This is a genomic window from Pseudomonas yangonensis, assembly GCF_009932725.1.
GTDB lineage: Bacteria > Pseudomonadota > Gammaproteobacteria > Pseudomonadales > Pseudomonadaceae > Aquipseudomonas > Aquipseudomonas yangonensis.
In genome coordinates, this window is the sequence record NZ_BLJU01000005.1 from 40,697 (window position 1) to 59,680 (window position 18,984).

Consider the following 18,984-nt stretch of genomic DNA (forward strand, 5'->3'; position numbering starts at 1 on the left):
GCCTGCGGCCTGAAGCCAAGGAGCTTTTATGGACATGCCCATCAATACCTTCAAACAACGCCTGCAATCGGGCCAGGCGCAGATTGGCCTGTGGCTCGGTCTGGCAGACCCGTACTGCGCCGAGCTGGCGGCCAACGCCGGCTTCGACTGGCTGTTGATCGACGGCGAACATGCCCCCAACGATCTGCGCGGCCTGCTCGGCCAATTGCAGGCAGTGGCGCCCTACGCCTCACAGCCGGTGATTCGGCCGGTGATCGGCGACACTGCCCTGATCAAGCAGATCCTCGATATCGGCGCCCAGACCCTGCTGGTGCCGATGGTGGAAAGCGCCGACCAGGCTCGCGAGCTGGTGCGCGCCATTCACTACCCGCCGAGCGGGATTCGTGGTGTCGGCAGTGCCCTGGCACGTGCTTCGCGCTGGAACAGCATTCCCGGTTACCTGGACAAGGCCGACGAACAGATGTGCCTGCTGGTGCAGATCGAAAACCTGGATGGCCTGGCCAAGCTGGATGAAATCGTGGCAGTCGACGGCGTGGACGGCGTCTTCATCGGCCCGGCGGATCTCAGTGCCTCGATGGGCCACCGTGGCAACCCCGGACATCCAGAGGTGCAGGCGGCCATCGAAGACGCCATCGTCCGCATCGGCAAGGCCGGCAAGGCCGCCGGCATCCTCAGCGCCGACCAGAAGCTGGCGCGCCGCTACATCGAGCTGGGCGCCAAGTTCGTCGCCGTCGGCGTCGATACCACTGTCCTCATGCGCGGCCTGCAGACCCTGGCGGCAGCGTTCAAGGACGCACCGGCACCGTCCACCAGTGGCGGCGGCGTTTACTGAACCATCCAGCATTCCAAGAGAACGACATGAAACTCACCGATCTGAACCTGCTGCGTGAACAGGCCTATATAGATGGCCAATGGGTCGAAGCCGACAACGAAGCACGCTTCGCCGTGACCAACCCGGCCAATGGCGAGCTGATCGCTGAAGTGGCCTCCGTCGGCCAGGTGGAAACCGCCCGCGCCATCGCCGCCGCCAAGGCCGCCCTGCCCGCCTGGCGTGAAAAAACCGCCAAGGAGCGCAGCGCCATCCTGCGCAACTGGTACAACCTGATCATGGCCAACCAGGAAGATCTGGCCCGCCTGCTCAGCTGGGAGCAAGGCAAACCGCTGGCCGAAAGCCGTGGCGAAATCGCCTATGGTGCCAGCTTCATCGAGTGGTTTGCCGAGGAAGCCAAGCGTGTCTACGGCGATGTCATCCCGCACGACAAGCAAGGCCGCCGCCTGGTGGTGATCAAGCAGGCCATCGGCGTGGTTGCAGCCATCACTCCCTGGAACTTTCCCAATGCCATGATCACCCGCAAGGTCGGCCCGGCGCTGGCCGCCGGCTGCACCGTGGTGCTCAAGCCCGCTTCGGAAACGCCGCTGTCGGCCCTGGCCCTGGCGGTGCTCGGGGAGCGCGCCGGCATTCCGGCCGGTGTGCTCAATATTGTCCCCGGCAACAACTCGCGCGCCATCGGCGGAGAGCTGACCGGCAACCCCGACGTGCAGAAGCTGTCCTTCACCGGCTCCACCGGCATCGGCAAACTGCTGATGGCGCAGTGCGCCGAGACCATCAAGAAGGTGTCGCTGGAGCTGGGCGGCAACGCGCCGTTCATCGTCTTCGAGGACGCCGATCTGGACGCTGCAGTGCAAGGCGCTCTGGGCTCGAAGTTCCGCAACAGCGGGCAGACCTGCGTCTGCACCAACCGCCTGCTGGTGCAGAACAGCGTGTACGAGGAGTTCAGCAAGCGCCTGGTGGCTGCGGTCAATGCGCTGAAAGTCGCACCTGCCGGGGAAGAAGGCGCTCAGCAGGGACCGCTGATCAACGCCAAGGCGGTACTCAAGGTTCAGGAGCACATCGAAGATGCCGTGAGCAAGGGCGCAAAAGTACTGGCCGGTGGCAAACCGCATGCACTGGGCGGCAGTTTCTTCGAGCCGACCGTGCTCGGCGACGTCACCCCAGACATGCTGGTGGCGCGCGACGAAACCTTCGGCCCGCTGGCGCCGATCTTCCGCTTCGAGACCGAAGCGCAAGCCATCGCCATGGCCAACGATACCGAATTCGGTCTGGCTTCCTACGTCTACACCCGCGACCTGGGCCGCGCCTGGCGCGTCAGCGAGGCGCTGGAATACGGCATGGTGGGCGTCAACGAAGGGTTGATCTCCACCGAGGTGGCGCCGTTCGGTGGCATCAAGCAGTCGGGCCTGGGCCGCGAAGGCTCGCACTACGGCATCGACGACTACATCGAACAGAAATACATGTGCCTGGGCATCGCCTGATTCCCGGCGCGAACGGATGCTTGTAACCCTTGTGGCCCTTAACCGGGCCATTTTTTTTAGTCACCCGATGCCTCGGTAGTAGCGTCTTGGCTGGCACTTTCCGCCCAGGCCGTCATTACCAGGCTGCCCGCCTACGAGGACGATATGCCCCGTTGCCACAAACTTCTCGCCCCGCTACTTTGCCTGTTTGGCCTGGCAAGCACTGCCCAGGCCGGTGACAGCGCCTACCTGATTGCCTTGGACAAGGAACTGGCCAACCGCGCCGTCGCCCGCCAGGTGGTCCCGCAACTGGCCGAGCGGCACAGTGGCTCGGATCAGGGCCGTTTCTGGAGCGCCTATGCAAAGCTGGAAGCCCTGCAGCAGCCGCGCTACGCCAAGCAGGCCGAGCGCCATGGCCTGGCCAATAATCACAGCGGCGGATTCAAGGCGCACGCCTCGCTGCTGTTCGCCAAGCTGTTCAACGGCGCCTTCATCAAGATGCTGGCCGGTGCCACAGATGAGTATCTGCAGGAGCTCGAAGCCCTGCCGGCTCAGACCAACGCTGACGACCAGGCGTTCTGGGACTATGTGATCGCCCAGGAACGCGCCCAGGTCGAGGCACTGGCGCTGGCGGCGCAAAAGAACTTCAACGCCGCGACACGGGTACTGCAGGCCTTCTCCCGAGAACGACTGGGCAGTGAGTGATCCGGTGATCAGGGTTTGACGTCGCGCAGCTCGCTCAGCAGCTCCAGCAACCTGCTGAGCTTATCCTCGCCCATTTGCTCCTGAATACGCCGGTAGTTGTTCTCCATCTCGGCGCTCATGGAGGTGAAATATTGTTCCCCTTGCGCGGTCAGGCTCACCTTGATCCGGCGCTGGTCTCCGGCCATCTTGCGCCGTACAACCATCCCATCACGCTCCAGGCGCGCCAGCACGCCACTCATGCTCGGTCTGAGAATACAGGCCAGGCGGGCCAGTTGGTGACTCTCCAGCGTGCCGTGCTGGCGCAGGATACGAATCACCCGCCACTGCTGCTCGGTGAGATCATGCAGGTTGAGCTGCGGACGGAAGAAGCGCATGGCAGCTTCACGAGCTTGCAGCAGAGTCAGGGTCAGAGAGGGACGAGGCTGGGGCATATTCGGCGTGACCGATGATTTATTAATAGTTTAATTATAAGCAGCAGCACAGGTCATGGGCTGCCCTTCTTCACAGTGCTCCAGAAGCGATCCAGTGCCTGTTTCTGCTCGATGGTCAGGTTCTGCAGCATGTACACCCGCCGCCGCTCCTCAGCCCCCAGCACCTGCAGCGGCCGCTCGCGGGCCAGCTCCTGGTGTACCGGCAGTTCGGGCTTGAGCGGTGAGTAGAAGAAGGTCGTGCGTGCGTTGCGAATCGCCTGCTCGGGTTGCAGCAGGTAGTCCATGAAGCGATAGGCAAGATCCGCTCGTTCGGCGTTGGCAGGAATCGCCAGGCTGTCGATAAACGCAACTGCGCCCTCCTCCGGCACCTGAAAGCGCAGGTCAGGGTTGCGCTGCGCGGCGGTCAGTGCATGACCGGCCCAGGCCATGGAAACGCACAGGCGGCGGTCGCCAAGCGCCTCGATATAGGCTTCGTTGTCCAGGGCACTGAGATGCGGCACGATCTTCAGTAGCGGCTGCAGGCTGCGCTCGATCTGGCGCGGCCCGTATTGCGGCAAGTTGCGCCCGCGGAAGTTGAACCAAAGCGAGGCGGTCTCCTCCGGCGCATCCAGCATGCTCAACCCGCAACCCTGCAGTCGTGCGGCCTGGCTTTCGTTGAACAGCAGGCTCCAGCTGTTGGGTAGCGGCGCGCCGTAGCTGGCCTCGGCGCGCTGCGGGTCGACCGCCAGGCCCACCACGCCCCACAGATAAGGCACGGCATAGTGATTGGCCGAGTCGACCCCGGCCAACATGGCGAGAAGCCCAGGCGCTACATTGTCGCGGTTGGGCAGGCGCGCCATATCCAGAGGCAGCAGCTGACCATTGCGGATCAGGCGCGACAGCTGGAAATGCGACGGCACCACCAGGTCATAAGCCTTGCCGGAAGCCAGCGCCGCGTCGAGCTCCTCGGCAGCCGTGAACGTCTGGTACTCGACCCGGATATTGGTCTCGCGCTCGAAGGTCTGCAGCACCTGCGGATCGATGTAGTTCTTCCAGTTCAGTACGCGCAGCACCTCCTGAGCCTGTGCCTGGCAGCACAGCGACAGGGTCAATAGAGCGAACAAAAACCTCATGGCGAAGCTCCTGGCTAGCGATGAGCGCCTATTTAATCCAGCCGCATCCGGCGCTGCATGCGCACGCCTGCCAAGGGCTTGCCCGAGCCTGACATGATGACCGCGAACGGTCCGGCGCCTGAATATTGCAGCAACTCATTAACCTGTTCATGATCAACCTTTCAGAACAGGAAACAGCCACGATGCAGCAACTGATTCGTCAATCGCCCACGCTCAGCCTCGCCCTGGCCATGCAGGCGCTGCAGGCAGCGCTGGACAAGGCTCTCAGCACTCAGGTCAGCATCAGCATCGCCGTAGTCGATGCCGCCGGTCACATGCTGCATATGGCGCATATGGACGGTGCCCCACTGTTGTGTCGTGACATCGCTCTGAACAAGGCCCGTACGGCGGTCAGCTTCGGCCTCCCCACGAATGCCTGGCAGGAGCGCCTGGAGCGCTGTTCCCCTGCGGTACGCCAGGGCCTGCCGCTACAACCGGGCATGGCCCTGTTCGGCGGCGGCAAGCCGTTTCGTCACGCCGGCCACACCATTGGCGCCATCGGTATCTCCGGCGCTTCAGAGGCGGTCGACGGTGAGTGCGCCAGGGCGGCGCTAGAGCGTGTGGAGCAGTTACTGGGGCTTGTCAGTCCCGATCAAAACTAACGGCAGGCAGGAACAAGACGAACAACCGCCCGCCAGCGCTAATATCCCCTGCAACGCAACGCTCAAACCAATCCAATACCAGGCAGTTGTCATGATCAATATCGAAACCCCCACCTACTACACCGCCACCAAAAAATACGACCTGAGCTTCCCCTGCCTGGCGGAAGACCTTGAAGCGGACGTAGTGGTCATCGGAGGTGGATTCTCGGGGATCAACACCGCACTGGAACTGGCGGAAAAAGGCATCACCAATATCGTCGTGCTGGAAGCACGCTATCTCGGCTTCGGTGGCACCGGGCGTAACGGCGGGCAAATCATGGCCGGCATCGGCCACGATCTGGAGAAGATCAAGAAGGACGTCGGTGAAGACGGACTGCGGCAGATCTTCGAGATCAGCGATACCGGCGCCGACATCATCAAGAACCGTATCGCCAAGTACAACATCGACGCCGACTTCTGCCACGGTTACGGCTATATGGGCTTCAACTCCCGTCAGGAGAAAACTCTTCGCGCCTGGGAGAAGGAGTTCAAATCCCTCGGCTCGAACCATGAGATCCGCTTTATGGCGGGCTCCGAGGTCAAGCAGATCATCGGCTCCGACGCTTACAGCAGCGCCCTGCTGCACATGGGCGGCGGTCATGTGCACTCGCTCAACCTGCTGCTCGGCGAAGCCAAGGCACTGGCCAGCTACGGAGTGAAGATCTTCGAATACAGCCCGGCGCTGGAGGTGAAGTACGGCGAACGCATCACCGTGCGCACCGGCAAGGGCTCGGTCAAGGCCAGCAAACTGCTCTGGGCCTGTGACAGCTTCCTCAACAAGCTGGAGCCGGAACTGCACCGCACCACCATCAACACCTACGCCTTCCAGATGATGACCGAGCCGCTGTCGGACGAAATGATCCAGCGCATCAGCCCGATCCGAGGCGCCTACAGCGACATTCGCCCGGTCATCGACTACTACCGCGTAACCAACGAAAACCGCCTGCTGTTCGGTGCTGCCACGCCTTTCATCGAGCATATCCCGAAAGATCTCAAGGCCTGGAACCGCAACCTGATGCTGAAAATCTTCCCCTACCTCAAGGACGTGAAGATCGACCTGGCCTGGGGCGGCCCCATGGCGACCAGCGCCAACCTGTTCCCGCAGATCGGCAGCCTCCCTGGTCGCCCCAACGCCTTCTACGTGCAGGGCTATTCCGGGTTCGGCGTCACCCCCAGCCACATCATTTGCAAGGTGCTGGCCGAAGGCATCAGCGAAGGCTCGGCGCGTTACGACCTGATCAGCTCGGTGCGTCGCATCAACATCGTCGGCAAGGACCACATCGCGCCGCTGCTGCTGACCGGCGGCAAGACCCTGCACCAGCTCTCCGGCTACTTCAACGGCCGCCGTTAACCGAACAAGCGGCGCCTGCGACGGCGCCACCCGACACCCCAACTAGGAGTTACTGCCATGTCCCTTACCGCCATCACCAACGGCATCACCCTCGACCAGCTGGACGCCTGGGGCACCGTTGCCGACCTCGGCTCGGAAATTCTCGAAGGCGAAGTCAAGTGCTTCGGCAAGATGACCTCCGGTGCCCCGACCGACCCGGTCAGTGCCGCCTACTTCGGCACCACCAAAGGTAAGTTCCGCATGACTTACCCCTTCAACGAGCAAGCCACTGTAGTCACCGGAGAAGTCATTCTGACCGACGAAAGCACTGGCCAGACCACCCGTTTCAAGACCGGTGACACCTGGTTCGTCACCAAGGGCACCCCGGTACTGTGGGAAATCGTCAGCGACAGCTTCGTCAAGCACTACTACGCCGTAGCCTGATGAGACGGGGCGGCGGCAATACTGCCGTCGCCCACCCGGCTCTCGATGCCAAGATGAATCCTTTCACCTATCAGACTCTCGGCCAGCACTGTCTCGGCGCCTTCAAGCATTTCGTGCCAGCCTCCCTGGCTGTGTTCTATCGCATCGACGCCAACCTGCAGGCCTGCGACTTCCAGTTGCGCGGCATGCAACCACCGATGCATGACGCCTACCTCAATCACTACCGCGAGCTCGATCCGCTCAGCCCTGAGGCCTGTGCGGCATCCGGTCTGCCGGTGATCTCCCTGAGGCAAGGCCTGCGGCGTCAGGCCACGGCCAGGAACGAGGTCTATCAGGGTTTCCTTCAGCGCTATGCGGTAGTCGATGTGGTCGAAGTGATCGCCAACGTAAATGGGCGCCCGGCGGCCGGTATCTCGTTGCTGCGCCATGCCGATCTCGGCTCGTTCAGCGCACATGAACTCGAAGGTCTGCTGCCACTGCACGGGCTGATGCAGATGGCGGCACGAAGCCTGCCTGTCGAACATGATCGCCTGCAGCATCTCACCCCACGTGAACGCCAGATCGCTCTTCTGCTGCGCGATGGCGCCAGCAACAAGGAGCTGGCCCGTGAACTTGGTCTCGGCCTGCCCACGGTAAAAACCCACCTGCTCAACCTGTTCCGCAAGCAGGGCGTGAGCAATCGCACCGAACTGGTCACCGCCCTGTTCATTTGACGGCCTCAGACAACGCAGCATGCGGCAGCGCAGGCCCTGGGCCAAATGCCGACGAACCTAAGCTACGTCGGCAACCTGAGGATGCCTTCGGAAGGGATACGCCACTCGGGGTCGTCAGCCCCTGGCGGCCAAGGTCATCGAGTCGCCCAGCAAGCGAAAGAGTGCCACGGTACGGCGCTTGCAGGTGTCCGGGCTGGCGTAGAACAGTTCCACATGCAAGCTGTCGATGATGCCAAGGTAAGCCTCGGCGTACGTCTCGACACGCGACTCGTCATGCGCTGCCCAGGCATGACGCATGCGCAGGAGGCCGACGAAGGCGGTCCGAATCCGCCCGAGGTAATGCTCATAACCGGCACTCACCGCTTCACGTAGTTCCGCCGGCGGCAGGAAGGCGGTGCGCAGCAGAAAACGCAGGTGCGCCGACTGCTCGTAACGCCCGATCAGATGCTGCGCATAGCACAGACCGACGATGGCGCTGCCGCCGGCCTCAGCCTCGAAACAGGTCGCGACGTGATCGAGCTCATGCGCCAGCGCCAGCTCGAAAACCTGATGAAACAAGGCATCCTTGCTGGCGAAATGCGCATAAAGCGATGCCTTGCGCATGCCTGCCAGAGCAGCAATCTCATTCAGCGAAGAGGCGTCATAACCATGATCGGCAAAATGGCCGACCGCCATGGCACAGATATTCGCGGCGGAAGGGGTCAGAACTTTCGGCAAAACGATCTCCATCTTTCCTTGCGGGTACTGCCGTCGTGCAACGGGCAGGCTCATCTCAAAACGACCGCACGGCCAACGCCGCGGCACCGGTCACATCATCCGGCAATGCGGGAACGGTCCCGGAGAATGATTCTCCCTGCCAGGCCTGTTCGATTTCCCGGCACCGCTTGCTGCCCTGAAATTGCATGATGAAGGCATCAACCTTGGCCAGCAGGGTCGCATTCTCCGGGCACGCTGCCACGCCCACGCTGTAGCACCACAGTTGCTCGCCTACGTGCTCTGGCAGCACCTCGATCTTGCCGTACCAGGGACTCTGCCGGCTGGTCGCGGCCCAGTGATAGATGGGCCGCTCGACCACGAATGCGTCGACCACACCCTCGGCCAGCGCATCGTGAATGCGGCTCTGATCGGAAAACACCACCAGATTGGCCAGCTCGATGCGCCCGCCTGCCTGACGCTGGTTGGCCGACCAGCGCACACCGAGCTGCGCCAGGGTCTCCAGCACCAGTGGATCGTTGCCGCAACCGAGCACCCGTCCCTGCAAGTCGGCAAGGCTACGGATGTGCGTCTCACCACAACGCCTGGCCAGGATCAGCGGCGACACGCTATAGGGCCGGGAGAAGGCCACGCCTTCGAATGCCGGCAATGCGGGCAGCGCGCTCCACATCAGGTCCGCAGGCGGCTCGCCGACACGCAGGCCGAAGTCCAGTGCCGACAGGCATTGCTCCCAGCTCTGCTCGACGAACTCGACCTCGACCCCCAGCCATTGGCCAAAGGCCCGCGCGTAGTCGGCGTCCAGCCCCCGCAGCGGCTCGCCTGGCGTGGTACGAAATGACAGACCGATAAAGGCCGGCTCGATCGCCACGCGAATGCGCCCACGCTGCTGGATGGCCGCCAAGGCATCATGTCCCGGCTCCACCACGACATGCTGGCTACGCAGCAGTCGCTTCAGCCCGGCGTCGCCTTCATCCAGAGAGGCCGCCTCACCCGCGAGCCTGACCGCACGCCCGGCCAGATCGGTAAGGCCATCGAGCCGCTGATGAAGCTGCGGTACGCTTTCGAGAATGACCCGATTAGTCTGCTGCAACCCCTCGACATTGCCCGATACGGCGCTGAACAGGTCGTCCATCTGCTCCAGGGACAGGTTGAGCTGCTCAGCCAGTGCCACGAAACGCTCCTGGCTGAGCGTCGAGACAGCCAGCATGCGCCGCTGCAGTTCACTCAGGTCCATGCGTGCGGTGGCATCCTGAGCACTGAGCAGGGTGCGCTGGGCCAGACGCCGAACCTCATCGGCGACTACCGCAAATCCACGTCCGGCCTCTCCCGCGCGAGCCGATTCGATGGCCGCATTGAGTGCCAGCAGGTTGACCTGCTTGGCGATGTCGCCGATATCCTGCAACACCGCGATCACCTCTTGCGACTTCGCCGTGACCTGCGCAACGACCTCGTCCAGGCGCAAGCGAATGTCGCCTTCTGCGTCCTGCAAGTGTTCGCTCAGAGCCTGCTGCATGGTTACGGCCAGCACCCGACTGGCATGCATGTGCTGCGCCGATTGTCCCAGCGCTTGAGCCATCTGCTGGCTACGCCGGTCGATTTCGACGCAGGCCTGACGCCCACTCGACAGGCCACTGGCCACGGCGCGCTGCAAGCTTGTGAGCAAGCGCAGCAGGCGCGAGAAAAGCCATCTAGCAGGCCTATCGGCGGCTTCGGGCTGCTCCGGTTCCGGCAGCACGGCCAGCGCCATTGGCAACTCGGGCTCGGGCCGGGAGAACCAGTGTTTGAACATGCGTGTCACTCCAGAATACGGCGTAAGTCGAGCCTACGGCCTGACGGACATTCTCGGGTGACACTCATACCTGCTGGCAGGCAGGTAAACATGTATCTGCCTGCCAAGGCCTTTGACCTTGCCTGCCGCCTCCTTAGCGGAGCACCTCAACGCCTGCGCGCTTCGCTGGGCGTAAGACCAAAGCGTCCTTTGAAGACACGGGCGAAATGCGCCTGGCTGGAAAAGCCGGTGCGTTCGCAAAGATAACGAGGCAAGACCTGCGCGACGCGCCCGGCGATAAGATCATCTAAGACGCGAAATGCGCCTGCCGCTCCCGGTTGCGCAGATACTGGGCGAGTGCCTCGATGGTCACCAGCACCTTGGCTGGCAGTGCGTCACGTCGAACGGTCACCGCGTACAAGCTGAACAACGGCGCCTGCCACTGGGGCAACAGACGCTGCAGTGCGCCGCTGCGCAGGTGGTTGCGAATCTCCGGTTCGGGCAGCACCGCGCAGCCCATACCATCCAGGGCGAACTGTTTTACCGCGAGGATGCTGTTGGCACTCAACTGGCTGCGCATGCGCATTTCGAAGACCTCGCCCTGTTCACCGTGCAGACGCAGCAGGTTGGGCTGCGGATCCGTGCTCATCAGCAACCAGTCCATCTGCTGCAACTGGCGGGGCTCACGCAGAGGCGCGAAGCCGGCCAGGTAGGACGGCGAGGCGCAGGGCACGCTGGGCCAATCGACAAGATGACGCGCCACCAGGCTGGAATCGGCCATCGGCCCGACCCGGATTGCCAGATCAATACGGTGCTCGACCATATCGAGAATCTCGTCCTGGAACAGCAGGCTGATCTGCAGATTCGGGTGCGCCTGCAACAGAGGCTTGAGCGCCTCGCTCATCAGCGAACTGGTCAGGCCGGCAGGAGCGGACAGCCGCAGTTCCCCGAGTGGCGCCTCACGAAACTCATTGAGGCGCTGGCGCGCCTGCTCCGCCTGCTCCAGCACCCGCACGCAGTGCTCATGAAAGGCTCGACCGGCTTCGGTCAGCGTGAGGCGCCGTGTACTGCGGTGCAACAGGCTGACATTGGCCTCGCGCTCCAACCTTGCCACCTGCTGGCTGACCGCCGACGGGCTGACTCCGAGTACCTGTGCGGCGCCAGCCATGCTGCCCTTTTCCACCACGGTGGCGAACAGGGCCATACCCTTGATGAATGCATCCATTCGTAAGCTCTTCTAAATATTGAAAGCACAAATAGCGCATTTAGATTAGAAAAATTGCCGATTAAAATAGCACGACCTATCAAACATCGCTGCCGCCAATCATGCCCTTCAAACGACCTTGGTCGCTCGGGCCTGCTGGCCACTACCGTTAACTCGCCCCCCATCCAGGCGACAGCGGCCGCCCGGGTTCGCACCGGCCGAAGTGGCTGCGCGGCAGCCGCTCTGCTGAGCTTTTTCTGCCGGAAGACAATCCATGACAACCTATGCCGTAGCGGCGCCACGCCGTACCTTGCTCATCGTCCTGCTGGGCGTTCTGACCGCTCTGGATGCCATTGCCATCGACATGTATCTGCCGGCGATGCCGGCCATGCAACAGCACTTCAGCACGACCAGCGGCTGGGTTCAGGCCAGCCTGGCGATCTTCCTGATCGGACTGGCTGTCGGCCAGCTGGTCTATGGACCGATTGCCGACCGCTACGGTCGGCGCAAGCCGCTGTTGGTCGGCATGGCCTGCTTTGTACTCGGATCGCTACTGATCCTTTCGGCAGATCATATCGAGACCGTGCTGGCCGGGCGTCTGCTGCAAGCCATCGGAGGCGCCGCCGCGCTGGTCATTCCGCGCGCCATCGTCGCCGATCTGTTCGAGGACGCTCAGGCAGCGCGCGTCTACTCGATGCTGATGCTGGTCATGGGGCTGGGCCCGGTTCTGGCGCCCAGCCTGGGCGGCGTGCTGGCAGAGTACTTCGGCTGGCAGGCGATCTTCGTCACCCTCTCCCTGTTCGGCCTTCTCTGCCTGGCCGCTGTCTTGCTGTGGGTCGAGGAAAGCCTGCCGAGCCAGCTGCGCAACCGCGACAGCCTGCTGCGCAGCATGCGCGGTTACCTGCGCCTGCTCGATGACCCGCACTACCGCCGCTACACCTGGATCATCAGCCTGTTCTGCGCCAGCCTTTTCACCTACATCAGCGGCGTGCCCTTCGTACTGATCGAACTGTACGGGCTGTCACCCGCCCATTTCGGCTTGCTGTTCGCTGCCAACGCCGTGGGCATGTGCCTGCTGAGCTTCCTCAACATTCAGTTGCTGCGCCGCTTTCGGGCCGAGCATCTTCTTCTGGCTGGCGGCGTACTGCACCTGGGCTTTCTGCTGCCGCTGCTGCTTGTGCAGTTCTTCGCCGCCAGCCAACTGACCTCCATTCTCCTGCTCAGCGGTGCGGTGTGCAGCCTGGGTCTGGTCTGGGGCAATGCCATGTCACTCGTCATGCAGGGCCAGCAGGCGCAGGCTGGACGCGCTTCGGCGTTGGTCGGCGTGGCTCAGTATGTACTGGCCAGTCTTGCCGGCGTGGCTCTGGGCCTGTTGAGCGGACGGGGCGCCTGGCCCATGTTCGTACTGATGACACTGATCGCCGGGCTAGCGTTATACGGCCTGCGCCATGCCATCGCCCTGGAGCGGACTCAACCATCCGGTTGATACCCCCCCTGACCCTGTCGGTGCAGCATGAGGACGTTCAATCACCACAACAGGAAACGCCTCATGAGCACCACATCCGACTGGATCACCGTCGGCGCACTCGCCGACGGGTTCGCCCCCGAAGCCTTCATCCTGCCCAATCTGGCCGACCTGGCCGGCAAACGCTTCAACCTGTTCTTCGAGAACGGCTGGGAAATCGATCATCGCTTCGATGCCGAACAACTGCACTGGGTCGCAGCCGATGGCCACTCCAAAGGCAGCGCGCCTTACCGTGCCACGTCAGTGCGCGAAGGCATCTACCTGGTCGACTTCATCAAGAACGAAGGCGGCAAGGACTATTCCATCAGCCTGGTGCTCGACACCCACAGCCAGTCGTTCACGGCAGTCATCGGCACTCTGCCCAGCGCCGAAGAAACCCGCGAAGGGTTGTACGCGCGCGCGCTGGCCGGAAAAACGCTGACCAGCGTACAGGCCCACTTCTATCACGGCAGCCTGGACAAGCCCTGGCAATCCGGCGCCTGCCCGCACGCCCCCACCAGCGAGCTGGTCGGCATCCGCAACCGCTATCGTTACAGCCCGACCGAGGTCTACGAGCATATTTACCTCAACGACAACTACTACAGCTGGCAGTGCCTGAAGGGTGTCGAGAAGGGCCTTTGCGACACCGACCTGTGCCACTACTACAAGATCACCGATGAGCTGTACCTGTTCGTCTGGCGCGAGAAAATCGTCCCAACCCTGGGCCTGGTGATGATCGACCTGAAGAACCACCGCAGCGACGGCAAGATCTTCGGCTACGCTGGCGACAGCTTCGACAAGCTGTCCAATTTCCCGGTGTCCTCGTACTGCAACCTGCTCAACCGCACGGAGTATGGCGATGCCTAAGACCGTCGTCATCACCGGCGCCGGTACAGGAATCGGCGAGGCCTGTGCCCGCCGACTGGCTGCCGAGGGCGCCAATCTGGTGCTCATCGGCAGACGCGCCGAACCACTTGAGCGAGTGGCCGCCGAAACTGGCGGCCTGGTACTGGTTGGCGATGCCGCCGACAGCGCCACCTGGGACCGCTTCATCGCCACCATTCGTGACCGCTTCGGCGGCATCAATGCCCTGCTCGCCTGCGCTGGCGGTCATGGTCTGGGCTGCGCAACCGAAACCAGTGATGCAGGCTGGCAGTCGGCCATGCGCAGCAACCTCGACAGTGCCTTCTACAGCGCCCGCGCCTGTCTGCCGCTATTGATCGAGCGCCACGGTAGCGTCGTCCTGCTCGGATCCATCGCCTCCCTGGCGGCGGGTCCGGAGGTCTGCGGCTACACCACAGCCAAGCACGCTCTGCTCGGTCTCAATCGCTCGCTGGCGCGGGACTACGGCCCGCAGGGCGTGCGGGTCAACTGCGTGTGCCCGGGCTGGGTACGTACCCCGATGGCCGACGAGGAAATGCAGCCGCTGATGCGCCACTACGGCGACGATCTCGATGCCGCCTACGCGCGGGTCACCGCCGACGTGCCGCTGCGCCGCGCCGCCAGTGCCGAGGAGATTGCCAATGTGTGCCGTTTCCTGATCAGCGACGAGGCCTCGATCATCACCGGCGCCGCCATCGTCGCCGACGGCGGCTCCACGGTTGTAGACGTACCGACCCTGGCCTACACCCATATGGGAGGTGCTTGATGGCAACTGTATTCGACTATAGCGGGCAGACCGTACTGGTCACCGGCGGTGCCCAGGGCATCGGTCGTGGCATCGTCGAGGCCTTCGCCGTCAGCGGCGCTCGCGTGCTGATCGCCGACCTGCGCCTGGACAACGCCCAGGCACTGGCCGATGAACTGAATGCCAAGGGGCTGGTGGCAGAGGCACGAGGTATCGACCTGGCCGACCGCGACGCCATCGGCGCACTGCTGGCCAACCTGCCGAGGCTGGATGTACTGGTACACAATGCCGGGTATTTTCCGCTGACGCCGCTGGCCGAGATTACCCCGGAAATTCTCGAGCGCACCCTGGCGGTCAACCTCAATGCCTTGTTCTGGCTGAGCCAGGCTGCCCTGCCGCTATTCACCCGTCAGGGTGGGGGCAATCTGCTGGTCACCTCCTCGGTAACCGGGCCGCGGGTAGCCTATCCGGGGCTCAGCCATTACGCCGCGTCCAAGGCCGGCGTCAATGGCTTCATCCGTAGTGCGGCACTGGAGCTGGCGCCACTGGGCGTACGCGTCAACGGCGTGGAGCCAGGGATGATCCGCACACCGGCCATGGACAACCTGGGGGACAGCCTGCTCAGCGCCCGCATCGCTGCGGCGGTGCCGCTGGGCCGTCTGGGCGAACCGCAAGACATCGCCGGCGCCATGCTGTTTCTCGCCTCAGAGCATGCTCGCTACATCACCGGCCAGACCATCATCGTCGATGGCGGCGCAACGCTGCCGGAAACCCTGGCCACACTGGCGTAAGAGGCGACCGAGCCACTCACCCACTTCGGTCGGTGAGTGGCTCGGGCCGACAGCCCAGCAGAGCGACGCCGCTATCTTGTCGCACGACAGAGCGCGACGCTCAAGCCGCGCCGGCTGTTTCCATCAGCGCCATTGCCCGATAGTCCTTGGGCGACTGCTCGAACTGCTTCTTGAACGCCCGGCTGAAGTGCGCGGAGTCAGTGAACCCCCATTTGTAGGCGATGGAGGTGATCGACTCTCCCTTGAGGAAGGGGTTGGACAGGTCATCTGCACTGCGCTTTAGACGCGCTCGCTGGATATAGCGGCAGACGCTGTCACCCTGCTCTTCGAACAGGCGATAAAGATGTCGTACCGAGATGTTCAGCCGTGAAGCCAGGCCAACGGGGTTGAGGTTCGGCTGAGTCAGCGAATCGTCGATGATTTTCTGCACGTAGCTGCGCAGATTATTGCCCTGCAGCAGTTCAGCGTGGAGGGGTTTGTCGTGCGCACTGGACAATGCCGGCGCCAGCAGAGAGATGAACGCGGTGCGCAGCGCTTCGCTTTCGTCGCCGTCGCTATATCCACTCTGCGGCTCACGACAGAGCTGATCAACCAGCACGTGCAACATCTTGCCGCTGGGGCAGGTCGCACTGACCTTGCCGAACTTGTTGTCTTTGAGCACCCGGTCGACTTCCTGGCGCGGCAATGACAACGAAGCATGCTCGATCAGGCCAAACGGGGTGATTTCGCAAGAGCCAACCGAGTCCATGAGCAGGAGGTCGCCCGGCGCGAGCTGAATGCTCGTACCGTTCTGGGATATCTGCGAAAAGCCGCTGCGCTGACTGACCAGGAAACAACTCTGGTCATTGTCATGGTCAGGCTTGATGGACTGACGAGCGATCAACCCGGCATTGGTGCGCAGATGAGCCATAGGCAGCCCAGCATGGCACTGCAGGGAGATCTCTCCGATGAATAGCGATCGGTTGAATGCCATCTGGGTCTCGAACCGACCACAGATCGCCTGCAGGGAAGCCTGCCAGCTTTCCAGCCCCTCTCGGGCCGCACTCAGGCCATTCATACGCACCTCCACGGATGACGTCTTGTTTTTGTTGCATAATAGTTAACATGTTATACATAGACGCGCAACACAAAACCGCTACCATCACGGGATGCAGGTTAAGTGCCAACCTACCGATAAAGAACATATTCACGTACTACCCCCCAGCGACGATGAAAGCCGGGAAGAACCCCGGCTGAAGCATCGACTGCAGTTCGGCAGGCAAGAAAGCGAGACGCAGAAAGACGCAGGCCAGAGGCGCTGATAGCGGCCCTGGCCAGAAGAGAAAGGAAAGACGTGCCGTTGTTCGGTGCACTGGCAGCCGAAAGGGCTCTCAACAGGTGCGCAGAATGCGCTGCAAGGCCATGAAGGTGGCGATCAAGCCATCGCGCTGCTCATCATTGAGACGGATATAACGACGGAAGTTGGGAACACGATTGACCACCTCGCTGGCAGCCATATGTTCGAGGCTTACCTGCCAGCCATCGCTGTCGCGCTCGATCGATAGCCGCTTGAAGTCCAGTGGCATAAGCGCCAGGCGCAACGCCTGGTCTTCAAGCAAAGTCGCCTGCAGAGCAGCCAACTCATCCGTATCGCCCTGCCTCTGTTTACATAGCAGACCGGTACGAGTCAGCGCACCGCTGTGACGCACTTCGATACGCGCAGGCGCTCCGCCGGGCGAAGGCACCCGCAGTACGAAATCGGTCAGGACCAGGTGCATCAGCAGCTCGCTGTGCGTGCGCTCGACCACCTCGAAGCTCAGCGCGGCGCCGGGAACGCTGAAGCGTCCCCGGGCGCCATCCAGCGCTTCGAACGACAGCCCGGCAAGGTTACGCCGCACCTGTTCCAGGGTGGCCCCCGGACGATAGCCGGAGGGCAGCCGCTGACTGCCAAACAGATCAGACAGTCTTTGCAGCATGGAGCGAAGGCTCAACGTCGTGTACACCCGGTTCGTGGCTGAATTCCTTTTCCAGAATCTCTTCCACCGGTACCGGGCGGAAAGGGTTGACTCGCTGTACCACCAACGTCCAGAACAGCGCGTAGATCGCGGTAATCCCCAGCATCAAGGCAAAAGGCACGTACACCGCACTCGGCTCGATGCCCGGCGGCGCGATGAACCAGATACCCAATACCATACCGACGGTGGAGACGATCTGCGGCAGCGGGAACCAGGGCGACTTGTAGGCACGCGGCAGATCCGGACGACGGATGCGCAGGATGACCACCGACAAGGTCACCAGCAGGTAGGCGGTGGCCCAGGCACATACCGCAGCCAGGATCAGCGGCAGCATGCTGTCGGCATTGCCACCCAGCCACCAGGCATGCAGACAGGGAATCGCCGCCACCACGGCGATGCACACCAAAGGTGTCTTGAAGCGCGGGTGCAGATAAGCGAACACCTTCGGCAGTGCACCATCGACTGCCATGCCGTACAGAATGCGCGGCACACCGGCCATCAGGGTGTTGATGGTGGCAGCGCCAGCGAAGAGAAAGCCAATACCCAGCCAGATCGGTCCGATGTCACCCATTACCTGCTGGGCGAACTGCGGAATCGCCATCGGCGTATCGAGCAGATGAATACCGGCTGCTTCGTCTAGCATCACGTTTTCCACCTGACGCTTCATTGCCGCGCCGTAGAGAAACATGCAGCTGCCGACGCCCAGCAGCCCCATGGCCATGGCTCGCGGCAACACCCAGGCGGAGCGCTTGAGGTCGGGCGCCAGCGGGGTCACGAACTCGCAACCCACGAACATGAACATGGCCATGCCCACCAGCGAAAGAATGGTGATCAGGTCGGAGCCCACCAGCGATGCGCCGAACAGACCATCGAGCTCTACAGCCGGCGCGGCGACCAGACCGGCAATGCCGAACACCATCAGCGTGCTCCACATCACGCAGGTGAGTATGACCTCAGCCTTGCTGAACACGCTGATGCCAAAGGCGTTGAGGATGCCGAAGCCAATCACGAAGGCGACCCCGAGCAACCAGGCACCACCAGCGGTTTCGGCCAGGGTATTGAGGTGTTCGAAGTTAACCAGCGCCATCGTCCCGGCCAGGATGGTCTCGGCCGTACCCGCGAATACATGCACGATCAGGTATGCCGACAGCGTACCGGTGATGGCGAAGAAACGTCCCATACCGGCGCTGATGTAGTCGTATACCGAGCCCGTGGTCGGCAGGATCGATGCCGCTTCGGCGAAAGTGGTCGACTGCGCGAGCATCATCAGCATAGCGATCACCATGGCCATGGCGAACGCGCTGCCACCGATACCAAAGCCCATGGTCGCGGTAAGAATGACTGGACTGGCCATGATCAGGCCGACGGTACTGGCAAGGGCAGTCGGGAAACCGACCGTTCCCCGCGCCAGGTGCTCACTGAGCTTGTTATTGATCGACATCGTGGGAACCTCGAAAGCAGATTTTTTCTGGTTATAAGTCGTGCCGGCACCCCGTCGATGCCGATCCGCCGGATCGTCGGCACTGCCGCCAACCCCCTCCCCTACCCACCGGCGGCAAGGCGCCCTGGTGGTTAGTCGACAACACTTTGCGCCCTGCTCCTGAAGCCGGTCTTGCCACTGGCTGCCGCCGTTTTTGTTGCAGCCTGACATCCCTCCCCGCGCTGGCCGCCGCAA

Annotated in this window: 19 protein-coding genes and 2 pseudogenes; 11 read left to right on the top strand and 10 right to left on the bottom strand. The window is 62.6% G+C overall.

All coding sequences use genetic code 11. From position 1 onward, the window contains the following. The first annotated feature begins 28 nt into the window (after positions 1–28). The 3 genes from hpaI to GYB81_RS08945 all read left to right on the top strand — a co-directional run bounded on the left by hpaI (position 29) and on the right by GYB81_RS08945 (position 2,997). Complete coding sequence (gene hpaI / locus GYB81_RS08935; RefSeq protein ID WP_161867701.1) at positions 29–832, top strand: 4-hydroxy-2-oxoheptanedioate aldolase; 804 nt, start codon at positions 29–31, stop codon at positions 830–832. Positions 833–858: 26 nt separating this feature from the next. After that, the gene (locus tag GYB81_RS08940) at positions 859–2,313 is read left to right on the top strand and encodes an NAD-dependent succinate-semialdehyde dehydrogenase (RefSeq protein ID WP_161867702.1); all 1,455 of its coding nucleotides are present in this window, start codon (positions 859–861) and stop codon (positions 2,311–2,313) included. 144 nt (positions 2,314–2,457) lie between these two features. Next, the gene (locus GYB81_RS08945; RefSeq protein ID WP_161867703.1) at positions 2,458–2,997 is read left to right on the top strand and encodes a hypothetical protein; all 540 of its coding nucleotides are present in this window, start codon (positions 2,458–2,460) and stop codon (positions 2,995–2,997) included. An 8-nt stretch (positions 2,998–3,005) separates the two neighbouring features. Here GYB81_RS08945 and hpaR read toward each other — a convergent pair whose 3' ends face one another. After that, positions 3,006–3,428, bottom strand: coding sequence for a homoprotocatechuate degradation operon regulator HpaR (gene hpaR, locus GYB81_RS08950; protein WP_161867704.1), 423 nt, complete (start codon positions 3,426–3,428; stop codon positions 3,006–3,008). Between the two features lie 53 nt (positions 3,429–3,481). Beyond that, positions 3,482–4,540 (bottom strand): extracellular solute-binding protein, encoded by a 1,059-nt coding sequence (locus tag GYB81_RS08955; protein WP_161867705.1) that lies wholly within the window; start codon positions 4,538–4,540, stop codon positions 3,482–3,484. 182 nt (positions 4,541–4,722) lie between these two features. Between GYB81_RS08955 and GYB81_RS08960 the strand changes: the two genes are divergently transcribed. The 4 genes from GYB81_RS08960 to GYB81_RS08975 all read left to right on the top strand — a co-directional run bounded on the left by GYB81_RS08960 (position 4,723) and on the right by GYB81_RS08975 (position 7,707). Next, entirely contained in the window at positions 4,723–5,181 is a 459-nt protein-coding gene (locus GYB81_RS08960) for a GlcG/HbpS family heme-binding protein (RefSeq protein ID WP_161867706.1), read from the top strand. A 91-nt stretch (positions 5,182–5,272) separates the two neighbouring features. Next, positions 5,273–6,571, top strand: coding sequence for an NAD(P)/FAD-dependent oxidoreductase (locus tag GYB81_RS08965; RefSeq protein WP_161867707.1), 1,299 nt, complete (start codon positions 5,273–5,275; stop codon positions 6,569–6,571). A gap of 57 nt (positions 6,572–6,628) precedes the next feature. Then, positions 6,629–6,994, top strand: coding sequence for a cupin domain-containing protein (locus GYB81_RS08970; protein WP_161867708.1), 366 nt, complete (start codon positions 6,629–6,631; stop codon positions 6,992–6,994). A 53-nt stretch (positions 6,995–7,047) separates the two neighbouring features. Beyond that, positions 7,048–7,707, top strand: a complete 660-nt coding sequence (locus GYB81_RS08975) for a helix-turn-helix transcriptional regulator (RefSeq protein WP_161867709.1) — start codon at positions 7,048–7,050, stop codon at positions 7,705–7,707. Positions 7,708–7,821: 114 nt separating this feature from the next. Here GYB81_RS08975 and GYB81_RS08980 read toward each other — a convergent pair whose 3' ends face one another. The 5 genes and pseudogenes from GYB81_RS08980 to GYB81_RS08995 all read right to left on the bottom strand — a co-directional run bounded on the left by GYB81_RS08980 (position 7,822) and on the right by GYB81_RS08995 (position 11,414). Then, a complete protein-coding gene (locus GYB81_RS08980; protein ID WP_161867804.1) occupies positions 7,822–8,436 on the bottom strand; it encodes a TetR/AcrR family transcriptional regulator in 615 nt (204 codons plus the stop codon). Positions 8,437–8,479: 43 nt separating this feature from the next. Continuing rightward, complete coding sequence (locus GYB81_RS25175) at positions 8,480–9,346, bottom strand: substrate-binding periplasmic protein (protein ID WP_233787547.1); 867 nt, start codon at positions 9,344–9,346, stop codon at positions 8,480–8,482. Between the two features lie 174 nt (positions 9,347–9,520). Beyond that, positions 9,521–9,814 (bottom strand): annotated as a pseudogene (locus GYB81_RS25180) (methyl-accepting chemotaxis protein); the annotation flags it as partial. A 542-nt stretch (positions 9,815–10,356) separates the two neighbouring features. Continuing rightward, a pseudogene (locus GYB81_RS08990) lies at positions 10,357–10,443 on the bottom strand (AraC family transcriptional regulator); the annotation flags it as partial. Between the two features lie 53 nt (positions 10,444–10,496). Next, positions 10,497–11,414 carry a LysR family transcriptional regulator gene (locus GYB81_RS08995; protein WP_161867711.1) on the bottom strand — a complete coding sequence of 306 codons (918 nt, stop codon included), beginning with the start codon at positions 11,412–11,414 and terminating at the stop codon, positions 10,497–10,499. A 253-nt stretch (positions 11,415–11,667) separates the two neighbouring features. Here GYB81_RS08995 and GYB81_RS09000 point away from each other — a divergent pair, with 253 nt between their 5' ends. The 4 genes from GYB81_RS09000 (at position 11,668) to GYB81_RS09015 (ending at position 15,315) form a co-directional block, all read left to right on the top strand. Further along, positions 11,668–12,879 (top strand): multidrug effflux MFS transporter, encoded by a 1,212-nt coding sequence (locus GYB81_RS09000; RefSeq protein WP_161867712.1) that lies wholly within the window; start codon positions 11,668–11,670, stop codon positions 12,877–12,879. Positions 12,880–12,942: 63 nt separating this feature from the next. Beyond that, positions 12,943–13,764, top strand: a complete 822-nt coding sequence (locus GYB81_RS09005) for a molybdenum cofactor biosynthesis F family protein (protein ID WP_161867713.1) — start codon at positions 12,943–12,945, stop codon at positions 13,762–13,764. After that, positions 13,751–14,545 (top strand): SDR family NAD(P)-dependent oxidoreductase, encoded by a 795-nt coding sequence (locus GYB81_RS09010; protein WP_161867714.1) that lies wholly within the window; start codon positions 13,751–13,753, stop codon positions 14,543–14,545. The genes GYB81_RS09005 and GYB81_RS09010 overlap by 14 nt, the downstream gene beginning before the upstream one ends. Beyond that, complete coding sequence (locus GYB81_RS09015; RefSeq protein WP_161867715.1) at positions 14,545–15,315, top strand: SDR family oxidoreductase; 771 nt, start codon at positions 14,545–14,547, stop codon at positions 15,313–15,315. The genes GYB81_RS09010 and GYB81_RS09015 overlap by 1 nt, the downstream gene beginning before the upstream one ends. 100 nt (positions 15,316–15,415) lie before the next feature. Here the strand turns inward: GYB81_RS09015 and feaR are convergent, their stop codons facing one another. The 3 genes from feaR to GYB81_RS09030 form a co-directional block, all read right to left on the bottom strand. Continuing rightward, positions 15,416–16,372 carry a transcriptional regulator FeaR gene (gene feaR / locus GYB81_RS09020; protein ID WP_161867716.1) on the bottom strand — a complete coding sequence of 319 codons (957 nt, stop codon included), beginning with the start codon at positions 16,370–16,372 and terminating at the stop codon, positions 15,416–15,418. A gap of 313 nt (positions 16,373–16,685) precedes the next feature. Continuing rightward, positions 16,686–17,270 (bottom strand): DUF3156 family protein, encoded by a 585-nt coding sequence (locus tag GYB81_RS09025; RefSeq protein ID WP_161867717.1) that lies wholly within the window; start codon positions 17,268–17,270, stop codon positions 16,686–16,688. After that, positions 17,251–18,750 carry an APC family permease gene (locus tag GYB81_RS09030; protein ID WP_161867718.1) on the bottom strand — a complete coding sequence of 500 codons (1,500 nt, stop codon included), beginning with the start codon at positions 18,748–18,750 and terminating at the stop codon, positions 17,251–17,253. The genes GYB81_RS09025 and GYB81_RS09030 overlap by 20 nt, the downstream gene beginning before the upstream one ends. Between the last annotated feature and the right edge of the window lie 234 nt (positions 18,751–18,984).